Origin of the sequence: Burkholderia sp. 8Y (genome assembly GCF_902506145.1) — a bacterium.
Taxonomy (GTDB): Bacteria; Pseudomonadota; Gammaproteobacteria; order Burkholderiales; family Burkholderiaceae; genus Caballeronia.
Map to the genome: position 1 here is coordinate 1329388 of NZ_LR733520.1, position 12998 is coordinate 1342385.

The 12998-nt window shown below is 66.7% G+C and carries 13 protein-coding genes; 10 read left to right on the forward strand and 3 right to left on the reverse strand.

The genetic code is table 11. The features are described 5' to 3' along the window. Positions 1–153: 153 nt before the first annotated feature. The 7 genes from GV035_RS16750 to GV035_RS16780 are packed head-to-tail and all read left to right on the forward strand — an operon-like array spanning position 154 to position 6644. Positions 154–2238: a 3-hydroxyacyl-CoA dehydrogenase NAD-binding domain-containing protein gene (locus tag GV035_RS16750; protein WP_159836140.1), complete on the forward strand. Its 2085-nt coding sequence runs from the start codon at positions 154–156 to the stop codon at positions 2236–2238. A gap of 9 nt (positions 2239–2247) precedes the next feature. Further along, positions 2248–2880, forward strand: coding sequence for a bifunctional nicotinamidase/pyrazinamidase (gene pncA / locus GV035_RS16755; RefSeq protein WP_159836141.1), 633 nt, complete (start codon positions 2248–2250; stop codon positions 2878–2880). A gap of 57 nt (positions 2881–2937) precedes the next feature. Next, positions 2938–3240 (forward strand): Dabb family protein, encoded by a 303-nt coding sequence (locus GV035_RS16760; RefSeq protein ID WP_159836142.1) that lies wholly within the window; start codon positions 2938–2940, stop codon positions 3238–3240. Between the two features lie 5 nt (positions 3241–3245). Further along, on the forward strand, positions 3246–3731 hold the full coding sequence (locus tag GV035_RS16765) for a PaaI family thioesterase (protein WP_159836143.1): 486 nt from the start codon (positions 3246–3248) through the stop codon (positions 3729–3731). A 14-nt stretch (positions 3732–3745) separates the two neighbouring features. Continuing rightward, positions 3746–4750, forward strand: a complete 1005-nt coding sequence (locus GV035_RS16770) for an NADP-dependent oxidoreductase (protein ID WP_159836144.1) — start codon at positions 3746–3748, stop codon at positions 4748–4750. 19 nt (positions 4751–4769) lie between these two features. Next, a complete protein-coding gene (locus GV035_RS16775) occupies positions 4770–5639 on the forward strand; it encodes an SDR family oxidoreductase (RefSeq protein ID WP_159836145.1) in 870 nt (289 codons plus the stop codon). Positions 5640–5687: 48 nt separating this feature from the next. After that, the gene (locus GV035_RS16780; protein WP_159836146.1) at positions 5688–6644 is read left to right on the forward strand and encodes an alpha/beta hydrolase; all 957 of its coding nucleotides are present in this window, start codon (positions 5688–5690) and stop codon (positions 6642–6644) included. Between the two features lie 297 nt (positions 6645–6941). On the opposite strand, the gene GV035_RS16785 is transcribed toward GV035_RS16780, so the two are convergent. The 3 genes from GV035_RS16785 to GV035_RS16795 form a co-directional block, all read right to left on the reverse strand. Next, positions 6942–7760: an NRDE family protein gene (locus tag GV035_RS16785; protein ID WP_159836147.1), complete on the reverse strand. Its 819-nt coding sequence runs from the start codon at positions 7758–7760 to the stop codon at positions 6942–6944. 6 nt (positions 7761–7766) lie between these two features. After that, positions 7767–8753, reverse strand: a complete 987-nt coding sequence (ygfZ, locus tag GV035_RS16790) for a CAF17-like 4Fe-4S cluster assembly/insertion protein YgfZ (protein ID WP_159836148.1) — start codon at positions 8751–8753, stop codon at positions 7767–7769. A 980-nt stretch (positions 8754–9733) separates the two neighbouring features. After that, positions 9734–10057 (reverse strand): hypothetical protein, encoded by a 324-nt coding sequence (locus tag GV035_RS16795; RefSeq protein WP_159836149.1) that lies wholly within the window; start codon positions 10055–10057, stop codon positions 9734–9736. Positions 10058–10283: 226 nt separating this feature from the next. On the opposite strand from GV035_RS16795, the gene mltG reads away from it, so the two are divergent. The 3 genes from mltG to GV035_RS16810 are packed head-to-tail and all read left to right on the forward strand — an operon-like array spanning position 10284 to position 12972. Further along, positions 10284–11294, forward strand: a complete 1011-nt coding sequence (gene mltG, locus GV035_RS16800) for an endolytic transglycosylase MltG (RefSeq protein WP_159836150.1) — start codon at positions 10284–10286, stop codon at positions 11292–11294. Next, complete coding sequence (tmk, locus tag GV035_RS16805) at positions 11294–11914, forward strand: dTMP kinase (RefSeq protein WP_159836151.1); 621 nt, start codon at positions 11294–11296, stop codon at positions 11912–11914. The genes mltG and tmk overlap by 1 nt, the downstream gene beginning before the upstream one ends. Positions 11915–11934: 20 nt before the next feature. Then, on the forward strand, positions 11935–12972 hold the full coding sequence (locus GV035_RS16810) for a DNA polymerase III subunit delta' (protein WP_159836152.1): 1038 nt from the start codon (positions 11935–11937) through the stop codon (positions 12970–12972). Positions 12973–12998: the final 26 nt, after the last annotated feature.

Here is a 12998-nt window from a genome sequence, read left to right on the forward strand (position 1 = left end):
CGCTGTCCTCGGCGGCGCTCGTCTGATACGCCCCGCACTGCGGGGCGTTTTGCGTTCAGAGATAAGCGCATCGCCGAATTGAACGGCCGTTCATCTTTCGTTATCCTTGGCCGATCAGCCACAATGAGCTATCGCGCGACAGGAGAAGCATTCATGGCAGTGAACTACATGATCCGCGAAGGCGTGGCCGTCATCACGCTCGACAACCCGCCGGTCAACGGCCTCGGACATTCGACGCGGCTTGGCATCGTCGAGGGCATCGAGCGTGCGCAGGGCGATGCGTCGGTGTGCGCGGTTGTCCTGATCGGCGCGGGCAAGGCGTTTTCGGGCGGCGCGGACATCACCGAATTCAACACGCCGAAAGCAACGCAAGAGCCGACGCTCGCCACTGTCATCAAGACCATCGAGGGCAGCGGGAAGCCGGTCGTCGCGGCGATTCACGCGGTCGCGATGGGCGGCGGGCTCGAACTCGCGCTCGGCGCGCATTACCGCGTCGCGTCGCCGGGCGCGCAGATCGCGCTGCCCGAAGTGAAGCTCGGCCTCTTGCCCGGCGCGGGCGGCACGCAGCGTCTGCCGCGCGTGGTCGGACTGGAGCGGGCGCTCGACATGATCGTGTCGGGGACGCCGGTGCGTTCGGAGACACTCGCGGACACCGCGCTTTTCGACGAAATGGCGCAAGGCGATCTGCTCGATGCCGCCATTGGCTTCGCGCGCCGCGTTGCCGATCGAAGAGGCCCGCATCCGAAAGTGCGCGATCGCCCGATTGCGCACGTTGACGCCGCGCGTTGCTTCGAGTCGGCGCGTCAAGCCATTGCGGTGAAGGCAAAGCACTTTCCCGCGCCGCACAAGTGTATCGACGCAATCGAGATGGGCGCGAAGGAAGGTTTCGATCGCGGTCTCGCCTTCGAGCGCGAATGCTTTCTTTTTCTCGTGCAGACGCCCGAAAGCCGCGCGCTGCGGCACGCGTTCTTCGCCGAGCGCGCGGCCAGCAAGATCGCCGACGTGCCGTCGAACACGCCGCTCAGGAGAATCGAGCGCATCGGCGTGATCGGCGCGGGCACGATGGGCGGCGGCATCGCGATGAACTTCGTCAACGCGGGCTTGCCGGTCGTGCTGCTGGAAACGAAACAGGACGCGCTCGACCGCGGCCTCGCCACCGTGCGGCGCAACTACGAAGCGCAGGTCAAGAAGGGCAAGCTCACGCCGGAACAGCTCGACGCGCGTATGCGGCTTCTTCAGCCGACGCTCGCCTACGCCGATCTCGCGCAAGCCGATCTGATCGTCGAAGCGGTGTTCGAAGACCTCGACGTGAAAGCGCAGGTGTTCCGTCAATTGGATGCGATCGCGAAGCCGGGCGCGATCCTCGCGTCGAACACGTCGACACTCGATCTCGACAAGATCGCGGCGTTCACCGGGCGTCCCGGCGATGTCATCGGCATGCACTTCTTCAGTCCCGCCAACGTCATGAAGCTGCTCGAAGTGGTGCGCGGCGAGAAGACGGACAAGGACGTGCTCGCGACCGTCATGCAGCTCGCGAGAAAGATCGGCAAGACAGCGGTGGTGGCGCGCGTATGCGACGGCTTCATCGGCAACCGCATGATCGAGCAGTATGTGCGGCAGGCGCTTTTCATGCTCGAAGAAGGCGCGTTGTCGGCGCAGATCGACCGCGCCATCGAAAACTTCGGCTTCGCGATGGGCCCGTTTCGCATGAGCGATCTCGCGGGCAACGACATCGGCTGGGCGATCCGCAAGCGCCGCTATCGCGAGCAGCCGCAGATGCGTTATCCGGCCGTGGCGGACCGGCTGTGCGAAATGGGCCGCTTCGGACAAAAGACGGGCGCGGGCTGGTACGACTACGAGGCGGGCTCGCGCGAAGCGAAGCCGTCGCAAGCGGTGAACGACATGATCGTCGCTTATTCGCAGGAAGCAGGCATCGCGCGGCGCGACATCGGCGACGACGAGATCGTCGAGCGGCTCGTGCTGTCGCTCGTGAACGAAGGCGCGAAGATTCTGGAGGAAGGCATCGCGGCGAAGGCATCGGACATCGACATGGTGTATCTGACGGGCTACGGCTTTCCGCTCTGGCGCGGCGGGCCGATGTTTCACGCCGACACGCTCGGCCTGCCGAACGTCGAGCGCGCCATGCGCAAGTACGCAGCGCAGTGCAACGGCGAAGCGTGGCAGCCGGCGGCGCGCGTGACTGAACTGGCGGCCAGCAACGGGCGCTTCAATGCGTGAATCTGAGAGATGAAATCAGCGGAAGAAGTGCTGCTTGTCGTCGATGTGCAATACGACTTCATGCCCGGCGGCGCACTCGCGGTCGCGCGGGGCGATGAAGTCGTGCCCGTCATCAACCGGCTCGCGAAGGCGTTTTCGCATGTCGTGCTGACGCAGGACTGGCATCCGGCGTCGCACGTGTCGTTCGCGACGAACCATGCGGGACGCGCGCCGTTCGAGACCATCGCGATGCCTTACGGCGAACAGGTGCTCTGGCCGCCGCATTGCGTGCAGGGCTCGCCGGGCGCGGCGCTGCATCGCGACCTGGACGTGCCACATGCGCGGCTCGTCGTGCGCAAAGGCCATCACGAGCGCGTCGACAGCTATTCGGCCTTTGTCGAGGCGGATCGCGCGACGCCCACGGGCCTCGCCGGCTATCTGCGCGAAGTGGGCGCGAAGCGCGTGTGGCTCGCGGGTCTTGCGACCGATTATTGCGTCGCGTGGTCCGCGATCGATGCGCGCGCGGCGGGCTTCGAAGCGAGCGTGATCGAGGATGCGTGCCGCGCCATCGACCTGAACGGCTCGCTCGAGCGCGCGTGGTCCGACATGCGCGCGGCGGGCGTCGCGCGCGTGCGGTCGGACGATGTGCTACGACAAGGCTGATCGCGATTTTTGCTACGCTTGGCGCTTCGTTCGTTTATTCGCATAAGAGGAGCCGCCGTGCTACGTCACATCGTCATGTGGAAGCTGAAGGAGTTCGCCGAGGGCGCGAGTCGCGCGGAAAACGCGCAAAAGCTGAAGGCCAGGCTCGAAACCTGCCGCAGCCTCGTGAAGGGGCAGGGACACTTCGAGGTCGGCATCGCGCAGCCGGGCTTCGACTGCACCTACGACGTCGTGCTCGTCTCCGACTTCGACGACACTGCGTCGCTTGCCGCCTATCAGGTTCATCCGAAGCATCTCGCGGTGAAGGACTTCGTGGCGGCCATACGCGAAGCGCGTCAATGTCTCGACTACGAAGTGTGACCGCGATGACCGATACGCAAGACAAGTCCCCGAACCGCGGCACCGCGATAGAAAGCCCGTTCATCGACGCGCTCGGCGTGCAGCTCGTGAAAGCCGGCGATGGCGAAGGCGAAGTGCGCCTGCCGCTCGGTGACGCGCATCTGAACACGTGGGGCATCGCGCACGGCGGCGTAACGATGACCCTGCTCGACGCGGCGCTGGCCCTTGCGGCGCGCAGTGTCGCTGGCGATGGCGTCGGCGTCGTCACCGTCGAAATGAAGGTGAACTTCATGCAGCCGGGGCGCGGCGAGTTGCGCGGCTACGGCCGCGTGCTGCATCGCTCGACGACGATGGCCTATTGCGAAGGCGAAATCCGCGACAGCGAAGGACACTTCGTCGCGAAGGCGCTCGGCACGTTCAAATACATGAAACGGCTCGCGGTGGGCCGCGACGTGGTGCGCCAGAAGCTGCGTTCCGATCCCGAGGCCACGCCCGGCCCGAGCGACGCCTGATCAGGAGACTTTCCATGGCAGAAGCACAGATCAACCGTCAGATTCTTCTCGTTTCGCGTCCGCAAGGCGAAGCGTCGGCGGACAACTTCAGGCTGGTGGAGACGCCGCTCGCGCCGCTCGGCGAAGGCCGGGTGCGCGTGCGCAATCACTATCTCTCGCTCGATCCGTACATGCGCGGACGGATGAACGACACGAAGTCGTATGCGCCGCCGCAACCGCTTAACGAAGTGATGATCGGCGGGACGGTCGGCGAGGTCGTGGAATCGCGCAATCCGGCGTTCAAGCCCGGCGACAAGGTCGTCGGCATGTTCGGCTGGCAGGAATACGGCACGTCCGATGGAAAGGGGATGCAGATCGTCGATACGACACACGTGCCGCTTTCTGCGTATCTCGGGCCCGTCGGCATGCCGGGCGTGACGGCGTGGTACGGGCTCAACCGCATCATCGAGCCTGAGGCGGGCGAGACGGTCGTCGTGTCGGCGGCGAGCGGGGCGGTGGGCAGCGTGGTCGGCCAGCTCGCGAAGGCGGTGGGCTGCCGCGCGGTCGGCATCGCGGGCGGCGAGCAGAAGTGCCGCTATGTGGTGGAGACGCTCGGCTTCGATGCCTGCGTCGACTACAAGGCGGGCAATCTGCGCGACGATCTGAAAGCCGCCGCGCCGAATGGCGTCGATGGCTACTTCGAGAACGTCGGCGGCGAAGTGCTCGACGCGGTGCTCGCGCGCATGAACGCGTTCGGACGCATCGCGCTGTGCGGCATGATTTCCGGCTACGACGGCAAGCCTTTGCCGATGAAAGCGCCCGCGCTCTTGCTCACGCAGCGGCTGAAGCTGCAAGGCTTCATCGTCAGCGAGCACATGGACGTGTGGCCGCACGCGTTGAAAGAACTGGGCGTTGCGGTCGCGACCGGAAAACTCAAATATCGCGAGACGATCGCAGAAGGCATCGAAAGCGCGCCGGAAGCGTTTCTCGGCCTGTTGCGCGGCAAGAACTTCGGCAAGCAACTGGTGAAGCTGAGCTAACGACAGCAAAGGATTTCGCGTGGACAGCTTCGAAGGGAAGGTCGCCGTCATCACCGGCGCGGGCAGCGGTTTTGGCCGCGAGTTCGCCCACAAGGCCGCGTCGCTCGGCATGAAGCTCGTGCTCGCCGATATCGACGCCGCCGCGCTCGCCGCCACCGTCGACGCCGTGCGCGCGCAAGGTTGCGACGCGCTCGGCGTGCGCACGGACGTATCGGATGCGGCGCAAGTCGATGCGCTCGCACGCGCCGCGCTCGATGCATACGGCGGCGTGCATCTGCTCTTCAACAACGCGGGCGTGGGCGCGGGCGGCTTCATCTGGGAGAACAGCGCGAACGACTGGCAGTGGGTCTTCGGCGTCAACGTGATGGGCGTGGCGAACGGCGTGCGCGTGTTCACGCCGATCATGCTCAGGCAGGCGGAGCCGGCGCATATCGTGAACACGGCGTCGGTCGCGGGGCTGCTGGCCGCGCCCGCGATGGGCGTCTACAACGCATCGAAGCACGCGGTCGTCGCGCTCACCGAGACCCTTCATCACGACTTGCGGCTCGCGGGCGCGTCCATCGGCGTGTCGCTGTTATGCCCGGCGTTCGTGCCGACGGGCATCGCCGATGCCGAGCGGTCGCGGCCCGACGCGCTTCTCAACGACGCGCCGCTGACGGCATCGCAAAAAATGGCCGCGAGGCAGTTGACGCGCGCAGTGGAAAGCGGCCGGCTCTCGGCGCGCGACATCGCCGAGATGACGTTCGACGCGGTGCGCGACCGCCGCTTCTACGTGATCACGCATCCGGCCATCATGGCGTCGATTCGGCTGCGCCTCGACGATATCGCGCAACTGCGCAATCCGAGCGATCCGATGTCCAACAAGGCCGAAACCAAGCGCGGCTCGTGACGATCGTGGCATCATCGTGAGCCTTCGTATCCGCTTCCTGCTTGCCTCATGCCGCTCAATCCCAAGATCGCGCAGATCCTCGACATGGTCGCGCGTGCGAACCGTCCGCCGTATCACACGTTGACGCCCGACGAGGCGCGCGCCGCGTATGCGATGAGCGCGCCCATCCTCGATATCGCGCCGTTGCCGCTCTACAGCGTCGAGGACATGCGCCTCGCCACGCGCGATGGCGGCGAGATCGGCGTGCGCGTCTATCATCCCGCCGCGCCGAGTTGGGCCGAGCCCGCGCCGGCGCTCATGTATCTGCATGGCGGCGGCTTCACGGTCGGCAGCATCGCGACGCACGATGCGCTCTGCCGCAAGTTCGCGCACGACGCGCCCTGCGCGGTGGTATCCGTCGATTACCGGCTCGCGCCGGAGCACAAATTTCCCGTCGCCGTGAACGACGCGTTCGACGCGCTGCAATGGCTCGCGCGCGAAGCGCCGACGCTCGGCATCGATCCGGCGCGGCTCGCGATCGGCGGCGACAGCGCGGGCGGCACGCTCGCCACGGTCTGCGCGGTGCTTGCGCGCGACGCGGGCATCGCATTGCGGCTGCAACTGCTGATCTATCCGGGCACGAGCGCGCGGCAACAGAGCGATTCTCATGCGCGGCTCGCCGAGGGCTATTTGCTGTCGGGCGAGACGATTCAGTGGTTTTTCGCCCAATACCTGCGCGATGACCGCGATCGCGACGACTGGCGCTTCGCGCCGCTCGATGCGGCAGGCGGCCAGCCGGATTTCGCGGGCGTGGCGCCGGCGTGGATCGCGGCGGCGGACCATGATCCGCTATATGACGAAGACGTTGCGTATGCGGCGAAACTCGAAGCCGCGGGCGTGCGCGTCACGCTCGCGCGCTATGAAGGCATGATCCACGAGTTCTTCAAGATGGGCGGCTTCGTGCCGGAAGTGGCGCGGGCGCACGCGGATGCGGTGCGGGCGTTGAAGGGCGCGTTTGGAAGCTGATGCTTGGCATATCGAACGTCTCACGGCCTGGGAAAGCGAACTGTCCGTCGTCGCTGCGTTGCATGGTCTACAAGTTAATCGAGATGGGCGGCCTGGTGCCGAAAGGGACGCATCTCGATGCGGTTCGCGGGCGCTGGGAAGCTGACGCTCATCCTTAGTTCATCGAACGCGCGCTCGATGTTTCGCGTGCCGAAGATGCGAACCGTCGTCGCTGCGTTGCACGATCCTCGAGTCGCGCCGGAAGCGGCACACGCCGATGCGGCGCAGGCTCCGACAGCCGCGCTCCAAAGCTGCCGCTCAAGTAACCTCGAACGAAAACGCGCGCTCCACATTTCCCGGCCTGACGACGCGATGCGAACCGTCGTCATCGCTGCGCTCCTTGATCGCCAGTGAAACGCCGCTTGCAGCCGGCATCACGCGCAGCGCGGTCGTGCTGCGCGTGCCGTATTCGGGCGTCTCGATGAACGCCGCCGACAGCACGCGCTCCCGCTCGATCGAAATGCCGGTGGACGGCAGATGCGCGTCGTCGGCGATGCGCGGATCGCGCAGTGTTTCGATCAGCGCATCGAGCGTCGGATGTTCGTCCGCATCGATCAGATCGCTGAGCGCCTGCCGTTGCGCGACGAGCTTCGGCCACGGCGTGTTCAGAAGACTGTTCGAGAGACCGTGCACGCCGGCTTCGAGCAGCGTGGGCGGCGCGTCGGCGCGATTGCCGTACCAGCCGAGCTCGCGTCGCGTGAAATCGCCGCACAGCAGATTGAAGCCGTTATAGCGATGCCCTTGCTCGGCCACCCGCCGCAGATAATTCAGCGGCGTTTCGCGCTGGCCCGCGAGGAACGCGCTCACGAGCGTGCCGCGCGTCGGGGCATCCGGGCGCATCTCGTCCGGCGCGCGATAGTTCGTGAGCGCGGCGAAGCGGCCGTCGCGGCTCACGCCGAGCCACGTGCCGCCGCCCGTCAGATCGCGGCCGGCCAGCACGCCGGGCGCGTCGGTCCACCAGTGCATCGGCTCGGCGTCGCGGCGAAAGAACTCATCGCGGTTCGCGGAAAGCGTCAGCAGCGCGCGATCCTCTCCGGGGCGCGCGTCGGGTTGCCAGTCGAGGACGATCAGGCACATGGGCGCTCAGACGTCCGAAGGAAACGCATAGGGCAGCGGCAGAAAGTCGAGGCGCGGGCCGTCGACGGAACCGACGTGCACCGAGCCGTTATCCAGCGCGGCGAGCTTGATTTCGACGAGACAGTCGACGCCGCCACTTTCGGCGGGCGCGGCATTGACGACCATGCCGCACGGCTGGCCGGGGTCGTCGGCGTGAAAAAGCGCCGCGCCGGGCGTCGCCGCTTCGCAATGCGCGAGCGCCGTGCGCCGCTTGATGGTCCCGCGATACTGACTGCGCGCGACCACTTCCTGCCCCGGATAGCAGCCTTTCTTGAAGTTGACGCCGCCGAGCACGTCGAAGTTGACCATCTGCGGGACGAATTGCTCGACCGTCGGCTGCGTGATGCGCGGCTCGCCCGCGTGGATGTCGAGCCAGTCCCACAGTTCGGCGGGCGCGCGCCGCAGTTTCTCGTCGAGCGTCGGCAGTTGCGCCTCGATGGCCGCCTTCGGGCCGACCCACAGAAAGCGCGGACGGCCTGCCGCGTCCGGCACGCGGATCAGTGAGCCGTGCGGACCTTCCACCTTGACGTGGATGCCGTCGGGCAGCGCATCGAAGATGCCGGAGAGCGCCGCGCGCACATCGCCCGCGAAGCCGACGGCGGCGACTTCGGGCGTCGCGTCGGAGAGCTTCGCCTTCGAGCGCAGCACGAACATCGACAGGCGCTTTTGGACAGGCGCCTGAATGTCCTGCGCGATCAGCAGACGCACGGCGTCCGATGTACGCCACATCAGGAACGAGCCGAGCAGCCGGCCCTTCGCCGAGCAATAGCCCGCGAGGCGCGCGGTGGAGGCATCGAGATGCTGGACGTCGTTGGTGAGCTGGTTATGCAGGAAGGCGACGGCGTCTTCGCCCTTCACGTCGATCACGCCGAACTGCGTGAGCGGCATGTGGACGCCCGCGCTTCTGAGGGCTTCGAAATCGGCGGCGGCGAGGGAACTGGTCTGGGAATTCATAAGGACGATGGGTCGATGCTAGGGACGCGGCCGGTGCATCCGGCCCCGCGCAGGTGGGCAAGTCATTATATTGATGTTGGGCGGGGCGTGTTTTTGCGCGGGCGGCGGGATGGGGGATGCGCGCGGTTTCGGTTTGTTGGCGAGTGCGGCTTTCGCGGAATGCGCCGCAGTTTTCTGTCGACAACGCCCGCGCCGCGCGATGGTTACAGATACGTCGGCGAGGTGCTCGTTCGTGACGCTCAACGGGGCGAGCGGGGTGGCTGGCGCGGGCTAAAGGGGCGGGTCAAGCCGTCGCGTGATGCGCCGCTGCTGTCATGCACAACGACGCCCGCGCCGCGACCATCACTTCGACGTGCGCGCCGCCTGTTTGCGGCAATCGACGGGAAAAACGGATCGACCGGCGCGTAACCGTCGGGCATTGAGCCGTTGTTTCCATCAACGAGCACACCCGCGCCGCTCGCCGGTCACGTGTCCGTCGGCGATACGCTCGTTCGTCAAGGTCGATGGTGCGAGCGGGGCTGACTGGCCCAGGGCCAGAGGGCGAGCTTAGCCGTCGTGGAATGCGCCGTTGCTTTCGTGCACAACGGCGCCAACGCCGCGCGACCCGCATGTCGACGTGGGCGCGGCTCGTGTCTGCGGCAATCGACGAAGAAAGCAACCTATGGGCGCGGAGCAAACCGGCGCGTAGCCGTCGCGAAACGAGCCGCTGTTTTCATGGGGCAACGACCCCGCGCCGGTCGCAGATCACGCGTACGTCAGCGAAGCACTCGTCGTTCGTGGCAACTAGCGACGCCAGCGCCACTGACCCGCCCGCAGCGAAAAGCCGCCGAGCCTGCGTCCGATCCCCGCCGCCGCACACCGCAGCGCGCCGAGCCGCCCAACCGACGACGCGCCGGCCCGCGACTCGCCGACGCGCACCTTTCGAGCCCCGGTCTACCCCGAAGGAGCCATCACTCCCGGCAACTGGCCGCCCTCAACCCCTACTGCGCGGCCGGCGACTTCACACTCGGCGTCGCAAGCGTGTTGTTGCTCGTCGGAGCGGCGGTGGTCGCGTTGCCGCTCGTGCTGCTCGGCAGGCCCGAGTTCGGCGCCCGGGTGGACATGCCGCTGTCGGAGCCGGTCGCGCCCGGCGAGCCGTAGCCGCCCGTCGCGCCGTTGACCTGATTCGCCGGGCTGGCCGTGCTGCCCGTCGAACCGCCGTTCGAACCGCCCGCCGATCCGCCGCCGCCCGCCTGTGCGAACGCGCCGCCAGACAGCGTCAGTGCGGCGACCGCCGCGATCAATGTGCTCATTGCCTTGCTCATGATCTCTTCCTCCTTGATCGTTCTCCAGAACTAGAGGCAGACGCTCACGCCTGCTCAGCGAAATGAGTCGCAAGTGCCGTGCCGCGTTCTGGCAGCGCCCGGCGGCACGCTCTGACCGAAGCATGGCCGCATCTATACAATACGGGTCGAAATCAGCCGAACGGCTGCAAAGCGGCGGAGTCGCAGCTGCGTCTCCGTCAACATCTCACTACTGCCTCTAATCGTCGTGTCTTTTCTGAAGAAATGCGTCGTGGCCGCGCTGCTCGTCGCGATACTCGCAGCGGCCGTCGCGGGCGGCGTCTATTACTGGGCCAATCGGCCGATGACGCTTTCCCCCGCCGAACTCGATGTCACCATCAAGCCTCACAGCAGCCTGCGCAGCGTGAGCGCCCAGTTGAATCGCGGCGGCGTACCCGTCGAGCCCGAGCTGTTCGTGCTGATGACGCGCGTGCTCGGCCTGTCCGCGCAGCTCAAATCCGGCAATTACGCGTTCAAGAGCGGCATCACGCCCTACGAGGTGCTGCAAAAAATCGCGCGCGGCGACGTGAACGAATACGTCGCGACCGTCATCGAAGGATGGACGCTGCAGAAGATGCGCAGCGAACTCGACGGCAATCCCGCGCTCACGCACGACACGGCCGGCATGAACGACACCGACCTGCTGAAAGCCATCGGCGGGACGGAAACGGACAAGGCATCGGCGGAGGGCCTCTTCTTTCCCGACACCTATCTCTTCGACAAGGGCACGAGCGACCTCGCCGTCTACAAGCGGGCGTACCGCACGATGCAAAAGCGCCTCGCCGAAGCGTGGGCGACGCGCGCGCCGAATCTGCCGTACAAGACGCCGTACGAGGCGCTCATCATGGCGTCGATCGTCGAGAAGGAAACGGGGCGGGCGTCGGACCGGCCGCTCGTGGCGGCGGTGTTCGCGAACCGCCTGCGGATCGGCATGCCGCTCCAGACGGACCCGAGCGTGATTTACGGACTCGGCTCGACGTACGAGGGTCATCTGAAGAAAAAGGATCTGCAGACGGACACTCCGTACAATACCTACACGCGCATGGGCCTGCCGCCGACGCCGATCGCGCTGCCGGGCGTGGCCGCGCTCAACGCCACGCTGAACCCCGCGCCGAGCAGCGCGCTCTACTTCGTGGCGCGCGGCGACGGCAGCAGCATCTTTTCCGACAATTTGGGCGACCACAACAGGGCCGTCGACAAGTACATCCGGGGTCAATGATGGCGCGCGGCACATTCATCACGTTCGAAGGCATCGACGGCGCGGGCAAGACCACGCATCTCGACTGGTTCCGCCAGCAACTCGACGCGAAGATCGCGCAAAGCGGCCACCATGTCGTGATGACGCGCGAACCCGGCGGCACCGCGCTCGGCGAAACGCTGCGCGGCATTCTGCTCAATCAGCCGATGGACCTCGAAACCGAGGCGCTTCTGATGTTCGCGGCGCGCCGCGAGCATCTCGCGCAGGTGATCGAGCCGGCGCTCGCGCGCGGCGACTGGGTGCTGTCGGACCGTTTCTCGGACGCCACGTTCGCCTATCAGGGCGGCGGGCGCGGTCTGCCGCGCGACAAGCTGGAGGCGCTGGAGCGGTGGGTGCAGGGCGGCTTTCAGCCGGACCTGACCGTGCTTTTCGACGTGCCGACGGAGACTGCGAGCGACCGCCGTTCCGCCGCGCGGGCGCCGGACAAGTTCGAAAGCGAGTCGGACGCGTTCTTCGAGCGCACGCGGGCCGAATATCTGCGCCGCGCGGCGGAATCGCCGGAGCGTTTCGTCATCGTCGATTCGACCCAGCCGATCGACACGATCCGCGAGCGTCTGACAGACGTGATCGCGGGCCTCTGAATCCTCACCCCGTGAAACCGATGATCTACCCCTGGCAAACCGACGACTGGCAACGCCTGCAGCAACTGCGCGCGCACTGGCCGCACGCGCTGTTGCTGCACGGAGAAGCGGGCATCGGCAAGCTGGCCTTCGCGCAGCATCTCGCGCAGGGGCTCTTGTGCGAGACGCCCGCCGGCAACGGCGAGCCGTGCGGCACATGCCCCGCGTGTCTGTGGTTCTCGCAAGGCAATCACCCGGATTTTCGCGCCGTGCTGCCCGAGGCGCTCGCGGGACTCGCCGGACCGGCTGCGGCGGACGACGCGTCCGCCGACAAAGCCGACGACGGCGAAGGCAAAAAGTCCCGCGCGCCCAGCAAGGAAATCAAGATCGAGCAGGTGCGCGCGCTGCTGGATTTTTGCAGCCTCGGCTCGCATCGCGGCGGGTTGCGCGTCGTGCTCCTGTATCCGGCCGAGGCGCTCAACGTCGCGGCGTCGAATGCGCTTTTGAAGACGCTCGAAGAACCGCCGTCGGGCGTCGTGTTCCTGCTGGTGTCGGCAAGAATCGACCGGCTGCTGCCGACCATCATCAGCCGCTGCCGTCAATGGCCGATGAGCCTGCCCGACGCCGGCGAGGCGCGCGCATGGCTCGCGTCGCAAGGCGTGGACGATGCTGCCCACCTGCTCGCCGAAGCGGGCGGCGCGCCGCTCGCCGCGCTTTCGCTTTCGCACGACGAAAACCGCGCGCTGCGCGACTTCACGCTCGCGCAACTGGCCGCAGGCCCGAACTGCGATGCGTTCGCGTGCGGCGAAAACCTTCAGAAGCTGCCGGTGCCGATGGTCCTCGGCTGGCTGCAACGCTGGCTCTACGACGTGCTCGCGCAACGCGCGGCCGGCCGCCCGCGCTATTTCCCCGGCGCGGGCAAGGCGCTCGCGCGCTGCGCGCAAAGCGCCGATCCCGCCGCGCTGGCCCGCTGCATCAAGGCCGTCACGCGCCAGCGCGCGGTGGAAAATCATCCGCTGAACGCGCGGCTCGTGTTCGAAGAACTGTTTCTCGCGTATCGCGGGATTTTCACCGCCTGATTTTTGCCTCGTCTCCCACGCCATCG

Excerpts from the sequence above, each read along its gene's own strand:
- GV035_RS16810 (WP_159836152.1), top strand. The coding sequence starts at position 11,935 with ATGATCTACCCCTGGCAAACCGACGACTGGCAACGCCTGCAGCAACTG.
- pncA (WP_159836141.1), top strand. The coding sequence starts at position 2,248 with ATGAAATCAGCGGAAGAAGTGCTGCTTGTCGTCGATGTGCAATACGAC.
- tmk (WP_159836151.1), top strand. The coding sequence starts at position 11,294 with ATGGCGCGCGGCACATTCATCACGTTCGAAGGCATCGACGGCGCGGGC.
- GV035_RS16785 (WP_159836147.1), bottom strand. The coding sequence starts at position 7,760 with ATGTGCCTGATCGTCCTCGACTGGCAACCCGACGCGCGCCCCGGAGAG.
- ygfZ (WP_159836148.1), bottom strand. The coding sequence starts at position 8,753 with ATGAATTCCCAGACCAGTTCCCTCGCCGCCGCCGATTTCGAAGCCCTC.
- GV035_RS16795 (WP_159836149.1), bottom strand. The coding sequence starts at position 10,057 with ATGAGCAAGGCAATGAGCACATTGATCGCGGCGGTCGCCGCACTGACG.
- GV035_RS16765 (WP_159836143.1), top strand. The coding sequence starts at position 3,246 with ATGACCGATACGCAAGACAAGTCCCCGAACCGCGGCACCGCGATAGAA.
- GV035_RS16750 (WP_159836140.1), top strand. The coding sequence starts at position 154 with ATGGCAGTGAACTACATGATCCGCGAAGGCGTGGCCGTCATCACGCTC.
- GV035_RS16780 (WP_159836146.1), top strand. The coding sequence starts at position 5,688 with ATGCCGCTCAATCCCAAGATCGCGCAGATCCTCGACATGGTCGCGCGT.
- GV035_RS16770 (WP_159836144.1), top strand. The coding sequence starts at position 3,746 with ATGGCAGAAGCACAGATCAACCGTCAGATTCTTCTCGTTTCGCGTCCG.